The organism is Sporosarcina sp. FA15 (assembly GCF_051550195.1).
GTDB lineage: Bacteria > Bacillota > Bacilli > Bacillales_A > Planococcaceae > Sporosarcina > Sporosarcina psychrophila.
On the sequence record NZ_CP188818.1, the window covers coordinates 1,117,325 to 1,137,289 of the forward strand.

Annotated in this window: 20 protein-coding genes and 1 riboswitch; of the genes, 18 read left to right on the forward strand and 2 right to left on the reverse strand. The window is 37.7% G+C overall.

Annotated features, from left to right (window positions below; genetic code table 11):
- The first annotated feature begins 181 nt into the window (after positions 1-181).
- Both ACP8HG_RS05240 and ACP8HG_RS05245 read left to right on the forward strand, forming a co-directional pair.
- On the forward strand, positions 182-385 hold the full coding sequence (locus tag ACP8HG_RS05240; protein WP_067208898.1) for a hypothetical protein: 204 nt from the start codon (positions 182-184) through the stop codon (positions 383-385).
- A 408-nt stretch (positions 386-793) separates the two neighbouring features.
- Positions 794-1,897: a nitric oxide synthase oxygenase gene (locus tag ACP8HG_RS05245; protein ID WP_438298295.1), complete on the forward strand. Its 1,104-nt coding sequence runs from the start codon at positions 794-796 to the stop codon at positions 1,895-1,897.
- Between the two features lie 238 nt (positions 1,898-2,135).
- Here ACP8HG_RS05245 and ACP8HG_RS05250 read toward each other — a convergent pair whose 3' ends face one another.
- Positions 2,136-2,813 (reverse strand): ABC transporter ATP-binding protein, encoded by a 678-nt coding sequence (locus ACP8HG_RS05250; RefSeq protein ID WP_067208901.1) that lies wholly within the window; start codon positions 2,811-2,813, stop codon positions 2,136-2,138.
- A gap of 1 nt (position 2,814) precedes the next feature.
- Positions 2,815-3,849 carry an ABC transporter permease gene (locus ACP8HG_RS05255; protein ID WP_342538145.1) on the reverse strand — a complete coding sequence of 345 codons (1,035 nt, stop codon included), beginning with the start codon at positions 3,847-3,849 and terminating at the stop codon, positions 2,815-2,817.
- Between the two features lie 218 nt (positions 3,850-4,067).
- Between ACP8HG_RS05255 and ACP8HG_RS05260 the strand changes: the two genes are divergently transcribed.
- The 16 genes from ACP8HG_RS05260 (at position 4,068) to sat (ending at position 19,934) form a co-directional block, all read left to right on the forward strand.
- The gene (locus ACP8HG_RS05260; RefSeq protein WP_187047873.1) at positions 4,068-4,484 is read left to right on the forward strand and encodes a HEAT repeat domain-containing protein; all 417 of its coding nucleotides are present in this window, start codon (positions 4,068-4,070) and stop codon (positions 4,482-4,484) included.
- A 146-nt stretch (positions 4,485-4,630) separates the two neighbouring features.
- A complete protein-coding gene (locus tag ACP8HG_RS05265) occupies positions 4,631-5,278 on the forward strand; it encodes a GGDEF domain-containing protein (protein ID WP_067208910.1) in 648 nt (215 codons plus the stop codon).
- 713 nt (positions 5,279-5,991) lie between these two features.
- Complete coding sequence (locus tag ACP8HG_RS05270) at positions 5,992-6,804, forward strand: transporter substrate-binding domain-containing protein (protein ID WP_067208912.1); 813 nt, start codon at positions 5,992-5,994, stop codon at positions 6,802-6,804.
- Between the two features lie 86 nt (positions 6,805-6,890).
- Positions 6,891-8,045, forward strand: a complete 1,155-nt coding sequence (locus ACP8HG_RS05275; protein ID WP_067208915.1) for a saccharopine dehydrogenase family protein — start codon at positions 6,891-6,893, stop codon at positions 8,043-8,045.
- Positions 8,046-8,088: 43 nt separating this feature from the next.
- A complete protein-coding gene (locus tag ACP8HG_RS05280; RefSeq protein WP_067208918.1) occupies positions 8,089-8,745 on the forward strand; it encodes an amino acid ABC transporter permease in 657 nt (218 codons plus the stop codon).
- 43 nt (positions 8,746-8,788) lie between these two features.
- Positions 8,789-9,532 (forward strand): amino acid ABC transporter ATP-binding protein, encoded by a 744-nt coding sequence (locus tag ACP8HG_RS05285; protein WP_067213936.1) that lies wholly within the window; start codon positions 8,789-8,791, stop codon positions 9,530-9,532.
- Positions 9,533-10,038: 506 nt separating this feature from the next.
- Positions 10,039-11,214: an acyl-CoA dehydrogenase family protein gene (locus ACP8HG_RS05290; RefSeq protein WP_435531891.1), complete on the forward strand. Its 1,176-nt coding sequence runs from the start codon at positions 10,039-10,041 to the stop codon at positions 11,212-11,214.
- A gap of 35 nt (positions 11,215-11,249) precedes the next feature.
- Positions 11,250-12,104 carry a transporter substrate-binding domain-containing protein gene (locus ACP8HG_RS05295; RefSeq protein WP_438298296.1) on the forward strand — a complete coding sequence of 285 codons (855 nt, stop codon included), beginning with the start codon at positions 11,250-11,252 and terminating at the stop codon, positions 12,102-12,104.
- A 94-nt stretch (positions 12,105-12,198) separates the two neighbouring features.
- Positions 12,199-12,906: an amino acid ABC transporter permease gene (locus tag ACP8HG_RS05300; RefSeq protein WP_438298297.1), complete on the forward strand. Its 708-nt coding sequence runs from the start codon at positions 12,199-12,201 to the stop codon at positions 12,904-12,906.
- Positions 12,907-12,918: 12 nt separating this feature from the next.
- Positions 12,919-13,632 (forward strand): amino acid ABC transporter permease, encoded by a 714-nt coding sequence (locus ACP8HG_RS05305; RefSeq protein ID WP_438298298.1) that lies wholly within the window; start codon positions 12,919-12,921, stop codon positions 13,630-13,632.
- A 24-nt stretch (positions 13,633-13,656) separates the two neighbouring features.
- On the forward strand, positions 13,657-14,412 hold the full coding sequence (locus tag ACP8HG_RS05310) for an amino acid ABC transporter ATP-binding protein (protein WP_438298299.1): 756 nt from the start codon (positions 13,657-13,659) through the stop codon (positions 14,410-14,412).
- A 156-nt stretch (positions 14,413-14,568) separates the two neighbouring features.
- Complete coding sequence (locus ACP8HG_RS05315) at positions 14,569-15,738, forward strand: TraB/GumN family protein (protein WP_067208930.1); 1,170 nt, start codon at positions 14,569-14,571, stop codon at positions 15,736-15,738.
- Between the two features lie 59 nt (positions 15,739-15,797).
- Positions 15,798-16,706, forward strand: a complete 909-nt coding sequence (locus ACP8HG_RS05320; protein WP_338652457.1) for a DMT family transporter — start codon at positions 15,798-15,800, stop codon at positions 16,704-16,706.
- A gap of 166 nt (positions 16,707-16,872) precedes the next feature.
- Positions 16,873-16,973: riboswitch (SAM riboswitch) on the forward strand.
- 223 nt (positions 16,974-17,196) lie between these two features.
- Positions 17,197-17,796 carry an adenylyl-sulfate kinase gene (gene cysC / locus ACP8HG_RS05325; protein WP_187047699.1) on the forward strand — a complete coding sequence of 200 codons (600 nt, stop codon included), beginning with the start codon at positions 17,197-17,199 and terminating at the stop codon, positions 17,794-17,796.
- A 260-nt stretch (positions 17,797-18,056) separates the two neighbouring features.
- On the forward strand, positions 18,057-18,785 hold the full coding sequence (locus ACP8HG_RS05330; protein WP_067208939.1) for a phosphoadenylyl-sulfate reductase: 729 nt from the start codon (positions 18,057-18,059) through the stop codon (positions 18,783-18,785).
- On the forward strand, positions 18,786-19,934 hold the full coding sequence (sat, locus tag ACP8HG_RS05335) for a sulfate adenylyltransferase (RefSeq protein ID WP_067208941.1): 1,149 nt from the start codon (positions 18,786-18,788) through the stop codon (positions 19,932-19,934). It abuts the gene before it with no gap.
- Positions 19,935-19,965 lie beyond the last annotated feature (31 nt).

The window sequence follows — 19,965 nt, forward strand, 5'->3', positions numbered from 1 at the left end:
AATTGAACGCATTATGGTCTAGGGACTAATCGTATGCTATTTCCGTATGTGAATTGACTGATAAAATAGAAAAACTATAGGTTTTTTAATTAATTTTAGAAAATCCCCAGTAGTCATCGAATTTCGGTTATACTAGAGAGAAGTAAAATCAATCATTATTCAATAGTAAGGAGGATTTTAAATGACTGAAAACAATGAAACAAATGAACACGAAGCGCCAAAGAAAAAGATAAGCTTAAAAGAAGTGATACAACAACAGTTAGAAGCGAAGAAGAACCAAACTGCTGATAACAACGCAAAAGGCAATCCAGCACAATCTGCTAAAAAAATGCAAAGCCAACAAGCAAAAAAAGTTAGCAGTGCCCGTAGAAAAATGGGGTCATAATGTAACAGCGCAAACCGATTACCTATTGGTTTGCGTTTTTTTTGAGAAATAAAACGTCTGTTGATTAACCATTTTATTGAATTACGTGCAGGTAATAAAGGATTGAAAAACTCCATATTCACTGGATCATTTCCGGTCCGCTTTCGATGAATTATTCAAGGCATCTCGATAATGGTATAGAAGTGGTTCAATTCAAAGCGAACCAAAAGCAACTATACACGGAGTACTTGATATTTGAGTAAGTCTTTTTGGTGAATTTTGGTTAATCAACACATGTGTAAGTCCAGGGGAGATCTAGTACTTTATGTGTTCCATTAATTAAAATACAAAGTTCGAAAAGTTGGCTATATTGAAGAAGAAACAAGCTCATTTTGAATGGTATACTGTCAATATTGGAGATGATGAACTTTGAGTTTACAGACTGAAAAACATAGATTACATCTAGAAGCCGAGCAATTCATACATAGATGTTATGCAGAACTTGGGATGACAACAGAGCAACAGATGAAGCGAATAGAGGAAGTGCGAAGTGAAATAAATGAAACTGGAACGTATAGCCATACTTCGCAAGAACTTCAACATGGAGCTAGAATGGCTTGGCGTAATAATAATCGTTGTATTGGACGTTTATTTTGGGACAGGCTTCAAGTGTTTGACGAGAGGGCATTAGAAACCGCTGAAGATGTGTACAGCGCATTATTGAACCATATTGAATATGCGACAAATGACGGAAAAATTCGTTCATCGATTACGATTTTCCCACCACGACATGGCGGAATTGATCCGATACGAATATGGAACCATCAGCTTATACGCTACGCAGGATATGAAGAGGCTGAACAGATTATTGGAGATTCCACATCAGTTGAATTTACGAGGATGTGCGAAATGTTAGGTTGGAAAGGGGAGAGGACTCCTTATGATGTTCTTCCTCTTGTCTTTCGATTGGAAGGAGAATCGCCCCGAATCATTGAAATACCAAAAAAACTAGTAAAAGAAGTGACGATTACCCATCCACAACTAGAGTGTTTTGAAGAACTGGGTATAAAATGGTATGCGGTGCCAATTATCTCGGATATGCGGTTGGAGATTGGTGGGATTAACTATCCGACCGCTCCATTTAATGGATGGTATATGGGAACCGAAATCGGTGCGAGAAATTTGGCGGATGAAGATCGTTATAATCTACTCCCAAAAGTTGCAGAGTTGATGGGACTGGATACAAGATCAAACCGTTCACTATGGAAGGATAAAGCGCTAGTAGAACTAAATATTGCGGTGTTGAATTCTTATCAAAAAGCGGGTGTTACGTTAGTCGACCATCATACTGCCGCCAAGCAATTTAAAAGTTTTGAAAAAAATGAGTGTACAGTAGGGCGAGGTATCACAGGAAATTGGACTTGGCTGATTCCACCGCTTTCGCCTGCAACGACTCATGTCTTTCACAAACCTTATAGCAATGACGTCGTTAAACCTAATTACTTTCATCAGAAAAATCCGGGTGAAAGCTAATAGGATTTTATACTTCCGCAAAAAATAAGAGTATCCATTTGCACACTTGTTTGAAAAACATAAATATATGAGATAAGAATAAAAACAGCCATGTAAGAGAATGGCTGTTTCGGGCAATCTATATTCAGGATATAGTAAGGGGAAAAATTAACTTTACTTTCATGGAAATCTATCTCGCAAAAAATATTTGAGCGGTTTTATCACTTTTAATTACCCGGTTATACAAGGGTGCATTTTTCTAAGATAACACCAATCCATCTTTCATTGTAATGATATGATCCGCAAAAGAAAGCATTTCTTCATCATGAGTTACCATCAACGTTGTAATGTTCAATGTTTTCGTCAACTCACGGATCAATGTCATGACGTCTTTCGATCTTTTAGAATCTAGGCTTGCTGTCGGCTCATCTGCAAACAACATCTTCGGTTTGTGGATAATCGCACGGGCAATTGCCACACGCTGTTTTTCACCCCCTGATAATGAAGCAGGGTAGGCATCTTTTCGATGATTCATATCCACCAATTTGAGGATTTTTTCGACTTCCACTTTTTGTTCACGTTTTTTAAGCTTGGTTTCAGAAACGTCAAGCATCAGCAATAATTGTTCTTCTACGGTTAGAAAAGGGACTAGGTGTGAGGATTGAAAGACAAATCCGAACTCGCTCGCTCTAATTTTTCTGATCTGATCCTGATTCATGTCAGTCATGTTTTGACCTTCAAATAGCACTTTTCCGTCCGTTGCACTTTGAAGTCCCGCTGCTATTGTAAGAATCGTACTTTTACCAGAACCTGAAGCGCCTACTAACGCTGTTATTTCACCTTCTCGAAGTGAAATATTAATCCCTTTTAATACTTGTTCGTCCACTTCACCATTCGTAAATGTTTTTGTAACTTCATCAATTGTGAAAATCGTCATATTAAACCTCTCCTTGTTGGATAGCTTGCAATGGTTCTACTTTTTTAATTTGCAGACCGGACAGCGTCGCCCCTATAAAGCCAATGATAAGGAATACAACCGATAATTGAACAGTTGTTTCAAGTGTTAAACTAAATGGCATTCCTTGAGGTGCAATTAAAGAGAAGCCTTGGCTTAAAGCAACTGACAGTCCAAGTGCAATCACGGTGATGAAAATCATCTGGTACCACATCATACCGAACAATCTGCTTGTTTTAACGCCAAGTGCTTTTAAGATGCCATATAATCCAATCTTTTGAACGTTCATCATGTAGAAGAATATTGCGAACAACATTCCGCTAATGGCAACCAAAAACCAAATGATCATATTAAGTGACATCTGTTCTGCACTGTAACTTGGAATTGTATTGAGGAATTCTTTATTTGAAAATGATTGTAAACCCGTCACCACTGGTGCATGTTCTGTACCTGGTACAAAAATCAATTGCATTTCATTGACACGGTAAATTTCTTTATAGTTTTCCATGTTAATAAAAGCAACAGGCGCATGGCTGTATTTCTTTTGTTCAACAAAGCCCATTACTTTAAATTCACCACTGAACTGATTATTGGTTAATATATCGCCAACCTTAATCCCTTCATCTTCTAATGAACGATCTAGGATGACTTCTCCTTTACCGACAGATTCAAACGATTTTGAATCTGTTGAAGTAACGAAAGCTATACTATACTGCTTGTCGTCCATATCGTTGACAAAACCCATCTGAATGGAGAGTGCAGCTGCATCTTTTTGTTCATTTAAAACAGTGGTTTGTACGCTTTCATCTATTCTTGAAAGGTTGTATGTTTCGTTTGCATCAGCGTTCATGTAAAATTGACCATCTGGTAAATCTTTAATTAACGCTGCGTTATCTTGGGATAAACCGTTCGATAACCCCGAGATGATAAATGTTAAAAAGCTGACGAGAAAAATGATTGATCCTAAAATAATAAATTTTGTTTTATTCTTCTTAATTTCTTTCCATGCAATATTCATCTTTGCGCCCCCCGTATTTCTTAATAACTTAACTATAATCTGACTAGGTGAACGGAATATGAACAGATGATTACATGAAAAAAGGTATGTAGTTCAGCAGATAATGGTACAATACATATTGAAGGGTATTGTATTTAATATGTAGCGTTACCCTTAACTAAACAGGATATTGAAATAGAAGGAGATTGGATCACTTGACTAATGGAATTAAAAACGAAATGCCGCCAAATTACGATGAATTACGGAAGGCAGTTAACCGAGCATCGAATTGGAGACTACGTTTAGAAGCTATTGAAGAATTAGGACAATGGAAACATAAACGGACTATCGATGTACTTTTACACAGAATGAACAACGATGCCGTATATAAAGTGGTAGAAGCCTCTCACCGTAATCTTGTGAAATTTGGTGAAGATGTTGAATTACCACCACGAAATCGATTTGAACTGATTAAAGATGCCAACAAAGTTTTCCTTCGAATTAAGAAAAGCTTGCCAAGAGATCACTCGTTCGAAGAGTACAAAGAAAAGTTGAAAAATATGAGACTTGATTTGTATGATACCTATGAAGGTGACAAAGGCGATGAATTTGAAGCATGGCTTGAAAACGTTTGGGAGACGGCAAATAAAAAGTAAAACGTTTCAAAGTTATATACATACTGAAAAACGATTGCAAAATAGCTGCAATCGTTTTTCAGTATGTGTTGATTGTCATATTAAGTCGCGGGTAGTTCTTTAGTGGTGTATTATACCTATAGGAAATATGGAGATGAGTCAATAACATGAAATATAGTGGTAGAATAATCGCGATGTTAGTAGTTAGTTTATTCAATATTCTACGGTATTTTTATTATCATCAATATTTGGAGCTTCCATTTAAAGCGAACTTTTTTATTTTGACATTCATCTTTTTATCGGTTGCTTTGTGGTGTGGAATGCAGTTCGATCGAGTAAAATACTACTCTGAAAAAGATCCTTTAACGGATACTTACAACCGTCGAACGGTAGAAAAATATTTTCGGGAAATCACACGAACAATTAGAAACAAGGATCAAAAATTAGGTGTCATTATGATCGACCTCAACAAATTTAAAGAAATTAACGATACATATGGACATCATAAAGGTGATGAACTATTGATCCATCTTGCCTATATTATAAACAAGTCTGTTAAGAAGAGTGATAGGGTAGCACGTTGGGGTGGAGATGAATTTTTGATTCTAGTACCTACAAGTACTAATGATTTTGAGTCAGATTATATACAGGAATTTCAACGAAAATTGGAAAATGAGAACTTTGATGAATTCCCATCTGTAGGAGTATCTCTTGGCTTTTCGATTTATCCGGATGATGGGCAAGATTTTCAAGAGTTGATACAAATTGCTGATGGGGCGATGTATAAGGCAAAAGGAAAAGAAGTGGCTATATGAATATTAATGGTCACTTAATTCCCTTAATCTGGTGTAACGTCTGTACTCCTCCTTCTGATGTGCTAAGTTTTTTGCGCATTAGAAGGAGGAGTATTTTTATATTCATATCTCATATGTTTAGTATTGGCTTTGTTTGAGTACGAGGCGAGAGGAAAAAAGGATGAATTTCTCTTGTTAGAGACCTGTCCAAACTCCCATTGTTTAGCACACGGGAATTTTTATCGGAATTGCTATAATTGGAGTTCCAAAGCGCTCAAAAGTCTATTAACTTGTTACGAATTATTGAGTAATCGATTTTAATTGGACTATATTCTTGTTCGATAATCGAAAAAAACACTGCCTACACCGCACGATGTTTAACGATTTATTGAGGATATGAATCTATATAAAACCATGTCTTTTTACTTGTTTAATTTACAGAAATTATTGAATTATTAGATATGTAGATTGACTTTCAAATACCTTTGTTCGATAATAAAGGAATAGGAAAGATGGTAGTTGCGCTACTGAGTACGGGGAAATTGGCAGGATAGATTATATTAACAGTGACTTTATCAGTATTTTAGTTGTATGATTCTTTAGTTTCTATTGCCATTCTAGTGTGTATGGAAAGCTAGTAAGCGTTTTCAATTCACATGAGACTAAACTGTTTTATCTGATGAAAAATGGAGAAAACAGATTAAAATAGTATGTAAATAGAAGGGGGAAAAGAAATGAAGAAGAATCTAATTTTGGTACTAATCACGATTTTTATGATTGGTATTATTGTGGGTTGTGGTACAGATAACGAAAAAGGGCAAGAAAAAGAAAGCAGTGGAAAAGGCGTGTTGGATCGCATTGAAAAATCGAAAGTATTGAATGTCGCTTTCGAAGGCACATATCCTCCCTTTAATTTTTTAAATGACAAAGATGAGTTTCAAGGTTTTGACGTAGATATCTCCAATGAAATAGCCAATAAATTAGGCGTCAAAGCCAACTTTATTGCAACAAAATGGGATGGACTAATCGGCGGTCTAAAGGCCGATAAATTTGATATCATCATTGGGCAGATGACTGTAACGGAAGAACGCAAAAAAAGCGTTGATTTCACTGACCCGTATGTCATAACTGGTTCCGTATTAATAACTCGTGAAGATACCGATGACATTACAAAACTTGAGGACATTAAAGGCAAGAAAGTCGGCGTTGGTGGTGGAACAACTTTTGAAGAAGTTGCGAATAGCGTCGAAGGTGCTGACGTGAAATTATACAAAGCTGTAAGTGACTATATTCAAGACCTTACGAATAAAAGGTTGGATGTCATTATCAACGACCAGTTATTAATGGCCTACAATATTAAAGAAAATAGCCTTCCATTAAAAATTACAAGTGACATAGTAAATAAAGATGAAATAGGGATGGCAGTTAATAAAGGAAACGAAGATTTTATTACGGAGGTAAATAAAGCATTGAGTGAAATGAAAGAGGATGGAACATATAATGATATTTATAAAAAATGGTTTGGAACAGAGCCTTTAGACAAATAAAAGTAAGCATAGAGTGATCAAAGGGGAGATATTGATTGCTCTATGTTTTATTACATGTAAAAACCAAGTATTGGGGGCAGATTAATTTGCATATTGCCATATTGGGAACCGGAATGATAGGTACGACAGTAGTTAGTGAAATTGCTAAATTTACTGGTATTGATGCAATTACAGCTGTTGATGTTAGTCAAGGGAGTATTGATAAGTGTTTAGAAATCGCCAATAATCCCAAAGTGATAGGGAAAGTGGCCACGTTAGAAACTGAGGATGATATTGCAAAAGTGCTAAAAGATGTAGACGTAGCTGTGGCATGTCTACCACACTCTTTGAGCTTATTAGCCGTAAAAGCTGCAATAAAAGCAAAATGCCATCTAGTGGACCTTGTCGGATCAAACTTTAATGAAAAAATAGCATTGGATAACGAAGCACAAGAAGCAGGTGTAATCATCATCCCTGGCTGTGGTGTTGCTCCCGGAATAACAAACTTTTTAGCTGCGCAAGGAATTGAGATGTTAGATGAAGCAGAAGAGGCAATCATGACTTGCGGTGGCATTCCAAGATATCCTGTTCCACCACTATGGTATCAAGTAGTTTTCCGTCTTGAAAGCGTATTAGGTCTTTATACAAAACCTGCAATGGCCGTTAAAGATGGAAAACTTGTAAAGTTGCCTCCTCTTTCAGGGCTAGAGAAGATTATTTTTCCAGATCCGGTAGGTGTCTGTGAAGCTGTTATTACAGATGCACATAGCACAGCGTTCATATTAAAAGATAAAGTGAAAAATTTATATGAAAAAACGGTTCGCTATCCAGGACATTGGGGGAAAATGAGTGTTTTAGGCGAATTAGGTTTTTTAGATATCGATCCCATTACAATTGATGGAATTACAACTACGCCTCGTGCATTAGCAGAAAAAATACTAGCAACAAAAATGGTTGGAGATTCGAATGAAGATATTACTGTAGTAAGGGTTGAGGTAAGCGGGGTTAAAGGTGGAAAGTCCACAAAGTATACTTGGGAAATGATTGACTACTATGATCATGGCCGGAATATCACTTCAATGGCAAAAACTACTGCTATTCCTGCTTCATTGGCAGCCAAATGGATTGCTATGAAAAAAATAACAGAGACAGGTGTTGTTCCAATAGAAAGCATAATCATCAAAGATCGGTTTCAACCATTTATTGAAGAGTTGGCCAGTTTAGGAATTGAAATTGAACGTAAAGAGGAAACCATAGTATAATCAATGGTTTTACTGAGTAGCTTGTCTGACAGGGGGAGGATGTATGGACGCCACAATCATTATTGATTCATTACCATCTCTACTTAAAGCTACGTTGATGACCATTTTTTTGGCAGCTATATCAATAGTAATTGCACTCATTATTGGTTTTTTCACAGCAATCGTAAGGATAGTAAAAGTTAAAATCTTAAATGGGATCGCTAGTACCTACATTTCAATAATCCGTGGAACGCCACTTCTTGTGCAAATTTTTGTTATCTATTATGGTTTACCGCAAGTAGGAATTGCTTTAGACCCGATATCATCGGGGATCTTAGCCTTAAGTTTAAATGCAGGTGCTTATCTGTCTGAATCTTTTCGCGCATCAATACTTGCTGTGGACAATGGGCAAATGGAAGCGTCAATGTCAATGGGAATGACCTATTCTCAAGCCTTAAGGAGAATAATACTACCACAGAGTCTACGAATTGCTATTCCCACATTGTCAAACACATTTATCGTGCTTATTAAAGATACTTCACTTGTCTCTGTCATCACTGTAACGGAATTATTACAAATGTCGAGCTTGATAATCGCAAAAACATTTGAACCCCTCACGATTTATTTAATTGCCGCTGCAATTTATTGGGTTCTCATAACTTTCTTTACAACGCTATTAAACAAACTAGAGATTAAAACATCCAACTATTTAGTTCGTTAAATAAAATATTTGAAAATACTAATGTGAGGAGAAAACCATGAGTATTATTCAAATTACCAATTTGAAAAAGAGCTTTGGATTGAATGAAGTTTTGCAGGGAATCGACCTAACTATAAATAAGAGTGAAGTGGTCGTAATAATGGGGCCAAGTGGATCTGGGAAATCAACTTTTTTACGTTGTTTAACTTTCTTGGAGGAACCATCCGATGGAATCATTGAAATTGGTGAGTTTACAGTGCTTGCAGGTGGAAAAATAGAACGCAAACGAAAAAAAGTAATAAGAGAATTAAGGAAAAAAACAGGATTTGTGTTTCAGTCGTTCAATCTATTCCCTCATAAAACCGCCATTGAAAATGTAATGGAAGGACCTATTATTATTCATGGAACTAAACCGGTCGAGGCGAGGAAATTAGCGGAAGCATTGCTTATTAAAGTTGGACTTGGGGACCGTTGTGATCATTATCCAGCCCAACTGTCGGGTGGCCAACAGCAAAGGGTAGCAATCGCCAGGTCGCTTGCATTGAATCCGTTGGTTATGCTCTTTGATGAACCTACTTCTGCTCTCGACCCAGAACTTGTTCGTGAAGTTTTGCAAGTTATTAAAGATTTGGCTCAAGAGGGAATGACTATGATAATTGTGACACATGAAATGAACTTTGCGAAAGATGTCGCCGATAGGATCGTATTTATGGATGAAGGATTAATTGTTGAGCAAGGAACGTCAGCAGAAATATTTCAAACTCCAAAAGAGGAAAGGACAAGACGATTTTTGTCAAAAGTAGAATAATTGCAGCGCCTCCTTCTATGGCATAAAGTCTTGTAAGTAGTTTTTATGTCTATAAAAATTACAAATTAACGCTTGATGCATATATGTTGAAAACACCTTTTCGCCTTTCATTTAATCTGAAATAATAGGAGCGCAATGAAGTTAATCATCAATCATAGTGGGGGGTCTTACTGCCCGTTAGTGCGCAATAAAGAATATCATATTATAATCAATGAAAATGGCTATAATTTAATTACAGATGTCTGTATTTCTGATTAAATTGGCATCGTGTATGAGGCTGTTAGTTAAGTAATCTTTTAACCATATAATATCTAATACCTCTTTCGATTTAGAAAGGGGTATTTTTTATCGTAAATTCATAAAAAAGCGAATTATCTTGACAGAGTAATTATTCGTAGCTTACTATTAGTTAAATTCCGATGAAACCTATCGGAATGATTAGTATAATATAAACTACTAATTAAAAGATAGCTTAGCTTCATTAGAAGACATTAGGGGGAGAAATGGTGAATAGCATATTTGTCAAAACAGAACGTCAAAAGACTTGGTTAGAGAAGTTGTATAAGAAAGAAATGAATTTCAAAAATACGTCAGCACAAACTGATGAGTTAGCCATCTTCCCTACGGAAAACATTCAAGAGTTAATCCAAATGGGTTATACGAGTAGTACAATTCCAACAGCATACGGCGGAGAAGGGTTAAAGGTGTACGATATGGTACTCCTTCAAGAAACATTAGCGAGTTTTGATGGAAATACAGCACTTTCCATCGGATGGAATCTCGGAGTTGTCGGAGAACTTTTCGGAAAAGGGTTATGGAATGATAAAAATCTTGAATTCTTTGCCAAGGAAGTTCTGAATGGAGCTTTAGTGAACCGCTCTGTGAGTGAAGCACAAACAGGGAGTCCAACTCGGGGAGGACGTCCTGGTACAAATGCGGTAAAACAAGATGGTTCATGGGTATTATCGGGACGTAAAACATTTACAACGGCTTCTCCAGTATTAACATATTTTCTAACATCTGCGTGGATTGAAGAACAACAACAAGTAGGATTCTTCCTGCTTCACAAAGATTTAGAAGGACTAACAATTGATCATACATGGGACGTCATTTCAATGAGAGGAACTGGAAGTCACGATCTCGTTCTCGATAATGTCAAAGTCGAAGAGTCAAAACTTGTTGAACTTCCTGACAAGCCAAGTGCCGCTCCGTTTAGTGGTTGGCTTCTTCACATCCCAGCATGTTATCTAGGAATTGCACAGGCAGCACGTGATTATGCTGTGCATTTTGCAAATAATTATTCACCTAACAGCCTGAATGGACCAATTAGTCAATTGCCAAATGTTCAACAATTACTAGGAGAAATTGATTTGGAATTAACCCAGGCAAGGCATCTGATTTATAGTGTGGCGGAGGCCTATGATGATGAATCACGAAGAGGCTATCTGACAAATGAGGTCGCTGTTGTCAAGCACACCATTACGAATTCAGCCATTACGATTGTCGATAAAGCAATGAGAATTGTAGGTGCAAAAAGTCTTCAACGGACGAATCCATTACAGCGCTATTATCGGGATGTCAGGGCAGGTTTGCACAATCCTCCTATGGACGATATGACAATTAAGAAATTGGCACTGACTGCAATTGAACAAGATACAATAAAAAACGCTATCCAAATGTAAGCATATTGGATTGAAGCGAAAAAGGGGATTTCATGATGAGAAGAAGAAGCGTGTTTCAACTTGCGACAATTGGTTTAGCATTAACTACTATTTTAGCTGGATGTAACTCAAGTAAAGCGGCCGATGGTAATGATTCAGACATACAAAAAGTAAAAATCGCCTATGATCAAGCTTCAAAACCAATGTCCTGGTTGGATGAAAAAGGAAATGCAACTGGATATGATGTTGAAGTGATGAAACTAGTTGATGAATTACTTCCACAATACGAATTTGAGTACGTTGGAACGACAAGCGATGACCTACTTGTGGGTGTCGAACAAGGGAAATACCAGGTAGGGGTTAAAAATGCATTTTGGACACAGGAAAGAACAGAAAAATTTATCTTCCCGAAAGAATTTATCGGCTTAAGCAGTGCGGGTCTTGTGCTTAAGAAAGAGAATGAACATATCAAATCCCTATCAGACTTCGCTTCTGCCGGCTTTTCGTTGGCACCTATTGCAGCTAATAATGCTCAATACACTGTAATTGATGAATATAACAAAGAAAATCCGGGTAATAAAGTGCAGTTGAAAGCTGGAGATGCTTTCACAGTTGACGTTGTTCAGTGGGTGAATGAAGGTCGCGTAGATGGTGGTGTTATCATTGAGGGTCCTTTTGAAAAGCAAGTGACTGCTGAAGATGGCCCGTATCATAATCTGGCAGACGAGGTTGTTTACAATGAATTTGCAGTCATAAAAACATGGCCTTTATTCAATAAGAAAGAACAGGAATTTGCGGATGCCTATGATCAAGCAGTTAAACAATTGAAAGAAGAAAAGAAGACAAGTGAATTAAGCACATCGTTTTACGGCAGAGATTTGTTTGAAGTGTTGGATGCTGTAGAGAGATAACGCTAAAGATATAAAGGCTGTTGGGTGTGCGATATGCTCAACAGCCTTTGTCAATCAAATGGTTACAATTTGAAAATGAAAGCGGGGTGGATACATGGAGAAGTATTTTGACGCATCATATATATGGGAGTCCATCCCACTATTAATTCCTTTTTTAAAAATGACATTTATGGTTGCAGGTCTTTCCGTCCTGTTCGGTACGTTCCTGGGCTTTATCTTAACGGCGGCGAAAATAGGGAAAAGTAAATTTGCAAGGAAGGTAGCTAATGGTTATACAACGATATTAAGGTGTATACCCTCTATCGTACTCCTTTTTTTAGTATATTATGGACTTCCTGCAATCGGTGATCGTGTCGGTCTGAATTTGAACAATATACACACAGCTGTATTTGTCATAATCACTTTTACACTTCAATTTGCGGCGGCTATGTCCGAGGTCATGCGCTCAGCTTTTCAATCAATTGACAAGGGACAATTTGAGGCTGCAGTAAGTGTTGGGCTAAGCAATTCACAGGCTTATAGACGAATCGTATTTCCCCAAGCTTTTGTAGTCGCATTACCGAACTTTGGAAACAGCTTGCTGGCAGTACTTCAAGAAGGATCGTTAGCTTATACAATCGGGTTGATAGATGTTGTCGGAAAAGCAAATCTTATTATTGCGGGCAACTATAACGCACATGCATTAGAAATATTTCTTGCATTAGCAATTATTTACTGGATACTTTCAATAGCAATTGAACAGTTCTTCTTAAAATTAGAGAAAGTATTTAGTAAGGGGAAACAAGGATTGAAAACTGCATAAGGGGGTGAGAAAGTGTCTGAAGGATTAAATTACAAGTTTTTAGTAGATACATTTTTTATCGCATTATCAGGTGTTCCTATAGCGCTATTCATTACAATTGTAGCTTTGCTCTTTGCGTTGCCGTTAGGATTTTTACTGGCACTAACAAGAATCAATCGAATTCCCGTGTTACATCGTTTTGCACAAGTATACGTTTCTTTTGTCAGAGGAACCCCAATTATCATTCAGATTTTCATCGTCTATAGTAGTGTCCCCTTATTGCTAAGTTCACTATTTACAAAGTTTAATATTGGGATGAATGTGTATGATGTGAATCCAATTTGGTACGCATTCATTGTCTTCACTTTTAACACTACAGCGGTCCTGATTGAAGTTTTTCGCTCTGCACTAAGCACGGTGAACAAGGGGCAGTTGGAAGCTGCCCAATCAGTGGGGCTAACGAATGTGCAAGCATACAGAAGAATTATTATCCCACAGGCATTGGTCGTTGCAATGCCGAATATCTGTACAGCGACAGTCAACTTAATCAAAGCGACATCTCTCGGGTATGCAATGTCATTACAAGAAATTACGCTGAAAGCAAAAGTGGCAGCGAACGCAGGCTACAATTATGTTGAGGCCTATATCGATATCTTTCTTGTCTATTTACTGTTATGCAGTGCAGTCGAATTCGCATTTAAACTATATGAAAAACGTTTGAGTAAATATAAACCGTCAGTCGTTTAAGTATGAAAAGGAGGGATCCGAAGCATGTTAGAAATTAGAGATATCCATAAGTCATTCGGTAAAACTGAAATCTTAAAAGGTGTTGACGTAACAATAGATAAAGGCGATGTTGTTGTTATACTGGGGCCAAGTGGATCCGGTAAGACAACATTACTGAGATGTATCAATTTTTTAGAAAAAGCGGATCAAGGCCGTGCTATTTTTGGGGATATAGACGTGAATTTAAAAACAGCATCCAAAAAACAAATCCATCAGATTAGACAGAAAATCGCTTTTGTATTTCAAAACAATAATTTGTTCAATAATAAAACAGCTTTAGAAAACGTTACAGAAGGACTTATTATCGGAAGAAAAATCCCGACAGCAGAAGCGGTTGAGATAGGGAAAAAAGCGTTGGATAAAGTGGGGCTATCGGATAAATACAATGCATATCCCAGTGAATTATCGGGAGGGCAGCAGCAAAGGGTAGGCATTGCAAGAGCAGTTGCTTTGGATCCAGACATTATTTTATTTGACGAACCAACTTCTGCATTGGATCCAGAATTAGTCGGGGAAGTTTTGACAGTTATGAAGAATATCGCGAAAGAAGGAACAACTATGTTAGTTGTCACACATGAAATGGGTTTTGCGAAGGATGTAGCTAACAAAGTAATATTTATGGATGGGGGAGTCGTAGTAGAGGAAGGAGCACCCCATGAAATCTTTGTAAATCCAAAGGAAGAACGAACACAGAAATTTTTAAAAAGGGTATTGCCCGAGGACTTTACGTATCATATTTAATAGTCATTATCCATGAGGGTGACTTTCATTATATTAATAATGAAAGATAATTGAAATTTCATTCAAACTGATTCATTATAATAACTAGACCGTCTTTTTAGTAAACCTTGGCTTAAGGTTGCTCAGAAGAAATAAGTTCATAAAGGAAGTTTGTCAATGCAAGAGACTAACATTACGAGAATAGAATTAGACGGTAGAGAACTAATACTTATTGGAACTGCCCATGTTTCCAAGCAAAGTGCAGAACAAGTAAAAGAGGTAATCGACAAGGAAAGACCCGATTCAGTATGCATTGAATTGGATGAACAAAGGTTTCAATCTATAATGGATAGTAATAAGTGGAAAGAAACGGATATTTTCAAGGTGATTAAAGAGAAGAAAGCTACATTGCTCTTAATGAATCTGGCAATATCCTCCTTTCAAAATCGTTTGGCAAAGCAATTTGATATTAAACCTGGACAGGAAATGATTCAGGGGATTGAATCAGCAAAAGAAGTCGGTGCAAATTTGGTGCTGGCTGACCGTAATATCCAAATTACTTTTTCCCGAATTTGGGGGAATATTGGACTTAAGGGGAAAAGTCAGCTTCTGATGTCGGTTTTTTATAGTATCTTCAGCAAAGAGACGATTTCTGAAGAAGAATTGGAGAAAATGAAATCAAAGGACACGCTAAATGCCGTTCTAACTGACTTTACGGAATCATTTCCAAGGTTAAAGACGCCCTTAATCGATGAGAGAGACCAGTATTTAGCACAGAAAATCAAAGATGCACCAGGTAAAAAGGTCGTTGCAGTCATTGGTGCAGCACATGTTCCAGGGATTACAAAAGAAATCTATAATGACCATGATTTAGTCGCATTAGCGCAAACACCACCAAAATCAAAAATCCCAAAAATTATCGGATGGGCAATTCCGATTCTTCTATTATCAATTATCGCCTACACCTTTATCGCAAATCCATCTGCCGGTTTCGATCAAGCGTTAAGCTGGGTCTTATGGACAGGTAGCCTGTCAGCTATTGGTGCTGCGGTGGCTCTTGGACACCCGCTGGCCATTTTAGCGGCCTTTGTTTCAGCCCCTATTACTACCTTGCATCCACTGATAGCGGCCGGTTGGGTTTCAGGAATTGTTCAAGCATTTTTTCGCCGCCCAAGTGTTGGTGACTTTGAAACGCTTTCTGCAGATGTTTTTACGATTAAAGGTTTTTGGGCAAATAAGGTGACACGGGTCTTGCTGGTAATTGTTTTGACTAACTTGGGAGGAACGTTGGGGACCTTCTTAGGCGGAGCCGACGTTATCCGTGTATTCTTTGAAAACTTAAAGTGAAATCAATTGATCAGCATTTTCTTTTAAACGTTTTATAGTAATAATGAGGTGGGGACCGGATGAATCGAATCAGTTTTTGCTTGTTAGTGATTTTGACGACTGGACTAATGGGTTCTTCTTTTACAATAGGGAAGTTAGGGTTAGCCTATTCGTCTCCACTCCTATTAGTCGCTCTGCGTTTTACGCTTGCAGGGATTATTATGGCAACTATCGTTAAAATCTTAAACAAGCCACATCCAGTAAAAGCAATCGACTGGGTGTGGCTTGTTCTAATTGGACTTTTCCAAACAGCTTTTGTGATGGGCTGTATATTTATGGCACTGCGTACAATCACTTCTGGAGAGACGTCTATCCTAACGTTTATGAATCCTTTACTCGTTGTCGTTTTTGGGACGCTTTTTTTAAAATCGCGTTACCATATTCAGCAATGGATAGGTGTACTGTTAGGTTTTATCGGGGTTTTTCTCACGTTAGGTTCACATCTTGACTTTAAAGTCGGTACCATATTAGGGCTTTTGTCGGCTGTTTCATGGGCGATTGCTACGCTATTGATAAAAATACATGGTTTCAAATTTGATACGTATGTAATGACAGCCTATCAAATGCTTTTTGGTGGATTAATTCTCTTTCTGGGAAGCTTACTACTGGAAGAGACTTTCTTTAAAATGACTACTCAATCTATCCTGATTTTGTTATGGCTTACCATTGCAGCCTCAATTATTCAGTTTTCTATTTGGTTTTATCTTCTCCAAAGAGGTAATCAAGAACGAACTAGTGCATTCCTTTTTTTAGCGCCATTCTTCGGTGTACTCACAGGATGGTTTTTACTCCATGAAAGACTAACCTGGTCTATCCTTTTTGGTGGATTACTAATATTTGCAGGAATCTTTCTTGTTAATTGGAAAAATAATTATGAAAAGGAAATAGAGAAAACCGATGAGAACAACGAAAGGTTAAGTGAGAGTTAACTAACATGTTTCCTAGCGCACTGAAAAGTAGTTTAAAGTGCCTATTATATCTGCAAGAAGATCGCCTTTAATTCCAACTAAACTGATATGATTGAAAATAAATTCTGATAAGTCATTGACTTTGAATTTTCGATAATGTAGTATTGGTCTCAACTTAATAGTTTATATCTTATCTAGAGAGGTTGAGGGACTGGCCCGATGAAACCTCGGCAACAGACTGTTTAGTACTGTGCCAATTCCAGTAAACGAAAGTTTAGCAGATAAGAGGAGTAATATGTGTTCGATTCTATTAACCTCTTCTTGCTCTATTTAGAAGTGGTTTTTTTATTTCTTTACTGTAAAGGTTGTAAGTCATTTATCATTTTAACAATTTCATACATGCTAATTAGACAACTAAAGGCAACTTTCTAATCGATTATTTGAATCGGAAAAAGGTGTCTTTTTTGTATATAAAAATTAAACTGAAACAAATGATTTAGGGGGGCAAACAATGACAGAGTCTACAAATATCGTTTGGCATGAATCAGAGGTAACAAAAGAAAATCGTCAAGAACTAAAGGGCCATAAGAGTGCTATTCTTTGGTTCACTGGGCTATCAGGGTCAGGGAAATCAACAGTTTCAGTAGCGCTAGAAACAGAGTTACACGCGAAAGGCATTCATACTTATCGACTGGATGGAGATAATGTCCGGCACGGTTTAAATAAGAATCTAGGGTTTAGTCCAAATGATCGGACGGAAAATATTCGCAGAATCGGTGAAGTTTCAAAACTAATGGTCGACGCTGGCTTATTCACATTGACAGCATTCATATCGCCTTATCAGGAAGATCGAGATCAGGTGCGAGAAATTGTCAAATCCGATGAGTTTATCGAAATATACGTTAAGGCAAGTTTAGAAACTTGTGAAGAACGGGATCCGAAGGGGCTTTATAAGAAAGCAAGATTGGGTGAAATTAAAGGTTTTACAGGAATTGATGCTCCTTATGAAGAACCTGTTAACCCGGAAATAATCATTGATACCAATCAATTAAATATTGTAGAGTCTGTCAAAGCCATCGTTTCTTATTTAAAAGAAAATAACTATATCTAAAAAAATTACTAAATGCGTAACATATTGGGGTTTTAGGAATAGAATGTATTTAAACCTACTTGACACATAGGATTAATAAAGTTAGTATAAACGCTAATCACATGCCGACTGGAAATCAAGAAGCTAATGGACAATCGTGAACATACGAACAATTCGCTGACTAAAAAATTAGAGGCGACTTTAATCAATAGTAGATTAAAGTCGCCTTTTTTAAAAAAAGATAATGTAATAGAGTTATTGAGTTTAGAGGGGGGATTAGTATGGCGAAGTTGACGTACAAATCTTGGGCTGAGACTAGTGAAGTTTTTCCAATCGATGACGAGTCAAAAGGTGCGTTAAACGTCTTGCGATGGGCTTACGGAGAATACGACGATGAACTTGTATATGCGTGTAGTTTTGGGGTTGAAGGTATAGTAATGATAGATTTAATCTCGCAAATAAAACCAACTGCTAAAGTGGTCTTTCTCGAAACCGGATTTCATTTTCAAGAAACGCATACCTTAATCGATGAAGTAAAGAAACGTTATCCAAAGCTTGTAATTGAAATGAAGACTCCCGGCTTAACGGTTGAGGAACAAGCTGACAAGTATGGCGATCGACTATGGGAAAGACAGCCGGATCGTTGTTGTCATATGAGGAAAGTAATTCCACTCCGTGAAGCAATGAGCGGTACGACCGCTTGGTTATCAGGACTTAGGCGTGAACAATCACCATCAAGAAGTCAAACAAACTTTGTGAACAAAGATGAAACCTTTCAATCGGTTAAAATTTGCCCGCTGATTCATTGGACGTGGATTGATATTTGGGATTATGTAAAAAAACATAATTTGCCTTATAATCCACTCCATGACCAAGGCTATCCCAGTATCGGTTGTTCACACTGCACATTCAAAGGGGATACAACGACGGGGTCGAGGTCAGGGCGCTGGGCAAATCAGGCGAAGACAGAGTGTGGCTTGCATAATGCTAACGAAAATGGGGGAATTTAAATGAGTTTGAGTCAACCGCATGGTGGTACATTAATTAATCGCTGGAATCCTGGTTTTCAATACGAAGGAATAACTGAAACAGTTGAATTAGACGAAATTGCTAGTAGTGACTTGGATTTGATTGGTACGGGTGCTTATAGCCCTTTAAGTGGATTTCTTACAGAAGTAGACTACAATTCTGTTGTTACAACAATGAGATTATCTACTGGAGTACCTTGGACAATTCCGATTACATTGCCAACGACAGAGGTGAACGCACAAGGTATCGCTGTTGGGAAATTTGTGAAATTGGTGAGAGATGGAGTTGTCTATGGTGTTCTCGAAGTATCGGATATTTTCACACCAGATAAGGAAAAAGAAGCTAAACTAGTCTATCAAACGACAGACCGTGAGCACCCAGGCGTCAAGAAGTTGTTTGAGCGCCCTAATGTCTACCTGGGTGGAACCATCACACTGATTCAGCGAAGGCCGCTGAATGAGTTTTCGGAGTACCTATATGACCCGATTGAAACAAGAGGGAAATTCCAAGAGCTAGGCTGGGAAACAGTCGTCGGTTTCCAAACGAGAAACCCAGTTCATAGGGCACATGAATATATTCAAAAGACTGCATTGGAAATTGTAGATGGATTATTTTTGAATCCCCTTGTAGGTGAAACGAAATCAGATGATATTCCAGCAGATGTGCGCCTGGAAAGCTATGAAGTCTTACTAGAAAAATATTATGCGAAAGAGCACGTGTTTTTAGGTGTGTTTACAGCAGCAATGCGCTATGCCGGACCAAGAGAAGCTGTTTTTCATGCGATGGTTCGAAAGAATTTTGGTTGCACACACTTTATCGTCGGTCGTGATCATGCGGGTGTTGGTAATTATTACGGTACGTATGATGCTCAGAAAATCTTTAGCAACTTTACGCTTGGAGAACTTGGGATCACGTTATTATTTTTCGAGCATAGCTTTTACTGCAATAAATGCGGTAACATGGCAACACCAAAAACTTGTCCGCATGATGCCAGTCACCATGTGATCTTGTCGGGAACAAAAGTGAGAGAAATGCTTCGTAAGGGAGAACAACTGCCATCGACATTTAGCCGACCGGAAGTGATCGAAGTATTAATTGCAGGAATGCAAAAAGAAGAGATTCATTCATAACGATGATTTTATTGTAGAACTGAGCGGTGAG

What these genes read in the sequence shown, in the direction of transcription:
- ACP8HG_RS05240 (WP_067208898.1), top strand. Translation starts at nt 182, where the DNA reads ATGACTGAAAACAATGAAACAAATGAACACGAAGCGCCAAAGAAAAAG.
- ACP8HG_RS05250 (WP_067208901.1), bottom strand. Translation starts at nt 2,813, where the DNA reads ATGACGATTTTCACAATTGATGAAGTTACAAAAACATTTACGAATGGT.
- ACP8HG_RS05255 (WP_342538145.1), bottom strand. Translation starts at nt 3,849, where the DNA reads ATGAATATTGCATGGAAAGAAATTAAGAAGAATAAAACAAAATTTATT.
- ACP8HG_RS05260 (WP_187047873.1), top strand. Translation starts at nt 4,068, where the DNA reads ATGCCGCCAAATTACGATGAATTACGGAAGGCAGTTAACCGAGCATCG.
- ACP8HG_RS05265 (WP_067208910.1), top strand. Translation starts at nt 4,631, where the DNA reads ATGAAATATAGTGGTAGAATAATCGCGATGTTAGTAGTTAGTTTATTC.
- ACP8HG_RS05270 (WP_067208912.1), top strand. Translation starts at nt 5,992, where the DNA reads ATGAAGAAGAATCTAATTTTGGTACTAATCACGATTTTTATGATTGGT.
- ACP8HG_RS05280 (WP_067208918.1), top strand. Translation starts at nt 8,089, where the DNA reads ATGGACGCCACAATCATTATTGATTCATTACCATCTCTACTTAAAGCT.
- ACP8HG_RS05295 (WP_438298296.1), top strand. Translation starts at nt 11,250, where the DNA reads ATGAGAAGAAGAAGCGTGTTTCAACTTGCGACAATTGGTTTAGCATTA.
- ACP8HG_RS05300 (WP_438298297.1), top strand. Translation starts at nt 12,199, where the DNA reads ATGGAGAAGTATTTTGACGCATCATATATATGGGAGTCCATCCCACTA.
- ACP8HG_RS05310 (WP_438298299.1), top strand. Translation starts at nt 13,657, where the DNA reads ATGTTAGAAATTAGAGATATCCATAAGTCATTCGGTAAAACTGAAATC.
- ACP8HG_RS05315 (WP_067208930.1), top strand. Translation starts at nt 14,569, where the DNA reads ATGCAAGAGACTAACATTACGAGAATAGAATTAGACGGTAGAGAACTA.
- ACP8HG_RS05320 (WP_338652457.1), top strand. Translation starts at nt 15,798, where the DNA reads ATGAATCGAATCAGTTTTTGCTTGTTAGTGATTTTGACGACTGGACTA.
- cysC (WP_187047699.1), top strand. Translation starts at nt 17,197, where the DNA reads ATGACAGAGTCTACAAATATCGTTTGGCATGAATCAGAGGTAACAAAA.
- ACP8HG_RS05330 (WP_067208939.1), top strand. Translation starts at nt 18,057, where the DNA reads ATGGCGAAGTTGACGTACAAATCTTGGGCTGAGACTAGTGAAGTTTTT.
- sat (WP_067208941.1), top strand. Translation starts at nt 18,786, where the DNA reads ATGAGTTTGAGTCAACCGCATGGTGGTACATTAATTAATCGCTGGAAT.